1 rRNA gene is annotated in these 2,422 nt (G+C 53.7%); it reads left to right on the plus strand.

Annotation, left to right across the window (positions count from 1 at the left end):
* A 23S ribosomal RNA gene (locus AB6809_RS36080) occupies positions 1-2,339 on the plus strand; the annotation flags it as partial.
* Positions 2,340-2,422: the final 83 nt, after the last annotated feature.

The raw sequence follows: 2,422 nt of genomic DNA on the forward strand, positions 1-2,422 counted from the left end.
AAGAGGGTGACGGCGTACCTTTTGTATAATGGGTCAGCGACTTACATTCAGTGGCAAGCTTAACCGATTAGGGCAGGCGTAGCGAAAGCGAGTCCGAACAGGGCGTTCAGTCGCTGGGTGTAGACCCGAAACCAGGTGATCTATCCATGGCCAGGATGAAGGTGCGGTAACACGTACTGGAGGTCCGAACCCACTAACGTTGAAAAGTTAGGGGATGAGCTGTGGATAGGGGTGAAAGGCTAAACAAACCTGGAAATAGCTGGTTCTCTCCGAAAACTATTTAGGTAGTGCCTCGTGTATCACCTTCGGGGGTAGAGCACTGTCATGGTTGTGGGGTCCATTGCGGATTACTACGCCATAGCAAACTCCGAATACCGAAGAGTGCAATCACGGGAGACAGACATCGGGTGCTAACGTCCGGTGTCAAGAGGGAAACAACCCAGACCGCCAGCTAAGGTCCCCAAATATGGCTAAGTGGGAAACGAAGTGGGAAGGCTAAAACAGTCAGGAGGTTGGCTTAGAAGCAGCCATCCTTTAAAGAAAGCGTAATAGCTCACTGATCGAGTCGTCCTGCGCGGAAGATGTAACGGGGCTAAGCCATATACCGAAGCTGCGGATGCACATTTATGTGCATGGTAGGAGAGCGTTCCGTAAGCCTGCGAAGGTGCACTGGAAAGTGTGCTGGAGGTATCGGAAGTGCGAATGCTGACATGAGTAGCGATAAAGGGGGTGAAAGGCCCCCTCGCCGTAAGCCCAAGGTTTCCTACGCAACGTTCATCGGCGTAGGGTGAGTCGGCCCCTAAGGCGAGGCAGAAATGCGTAGCTGATGGGAAGCAGGTTAATATTCCTGCACCAGTGTTGAATGCGATGGGGGGACGGATCGCGGAAGGTTGTCCGGGTGTTGGAAGTCCCGGTCCTTGCATTGGAGAAGGCGCTTTGGCAAATCCGGGCGCGGAATTCAAGGGTGCGAGGCCAGTCGTTTAGGCGACGAAGCAATCGGAAGTGGTTCCAGGAAAAGCCTCTAAGCTTCAGTTCAACAGTGACCGTACCGCAAACCGACACAGGTGGGCGAGATGAGTATTCTAAGGCGCTTGAGAGAACTCGGGAGAAGGAACTCGGCAAATTGGTACCGTAACTTCGGGATAAGGTACGCCCCTGTAGCCTGACTGGCCTGCGCCAGAAGGGTGAAGGGGTTGCAATAAACTGGTGGCTGCGACTGTTTAATAAAAACACAGCACTCTGCAAACACGAAAGTGGACGTATAGGGTGTGACGCCTGCCCGGTGCCGGAAGATTAAATGATGGGGTGCAAGCTCCTGATTGAAGTCCCGGTAAACGGCGGCCGTAACTATAACGGTCCTAAGGTAGCGAAATTCCTTGTCGGGTAAGTTCCGACCTGCACGAATGGCGTAACGATGGCCACACTGTCTCCTCCCGAGACTCAGCGAAGTTGAAGTGTTTGTGATGATGCAATCTCCCCGCGGCTAGACGGAAAGACCCCATGAACCTTTACTGTAGCTTTGCATTGGACTTTGAACCGGTCTGTGTAGGATAGGTGGGAGGCTGTGAAGCGTGAACGCCAGTTTGCGTGGAGCCATCCTTGAAATACCACCCTGATCTGTTTGAGGTTCTAACCCTGGTCCGTGAATCCGGATCGGGGACAGTGCATGGTAGGCAGTTTGACTGGGGCGGTCTCCTCCCAAAGTGTAACGGAGGAGTACGAAGGTACGCTAGGTACGGTCGGAAATCGTGCTGATAGTGCAATGGCATAAGCGTGCTTAACTGCGAGACCGACAAGTCGAGCAGGTGCGAAAGCAGGTCATAGTGATCCGGTGGTTCTGTATGGAAGGGCCATCGCTCAACGGATAAAAGGTACTCTGGGGATAACAGGCTGATACCGCCCAAGAGTTCATATCGACGGCGGTGTTTGGCACCTCGATGTCGGCTCATCTCATCCTGGGGCTGTAGCCGGTCCCAAGGGTATGGCTGTTCGCCATTTAAAGAGGTACGTGAGCTGGGTTTAAAACGTCGTGAGACAGTTTGGTCCCTATCTGCCGTGGGCGCTGGATATTTGAAGGGGGCTGCTCCTAGTACGAGAGGACCGGAGTGGACGAACCTCTGGTGTACCGGTTGTCACGCCAGTGGCATCGCCGGGTAGCTATGTTCGGAAGAGATAACCGCTGAAAGCATCTAAGCGGGAAACTCGCCTTAAGATGAGATATCCCCGGGGCTTCGAGCCCCTTGAAGGGTCGTTCAAGACCAGGACGTTGATAGGTCAGGTGTGTAAGCGCAGTAATGCGTTCAGCTAACTGATACTAATTGCCCGTAAGGCTTGATCCTATAACAGGTGTGTCTCGACCAGCGTTGGCGCTTTGGCGCTTACACTGGTCCGATCCCCGAAGGGGATGCGCTGGAACTCCCCG

This window comes from Paraburkholderia sp. RCC_158, assembly GCF_041355255.1.
Taxonomy (GTDB): Bacteria; Pseudomonadota; Gammaproteobacteria; order Burkholderiales; family Burkholderiaceae; genus Paraburkholderia; species Paraburkholderia graminis.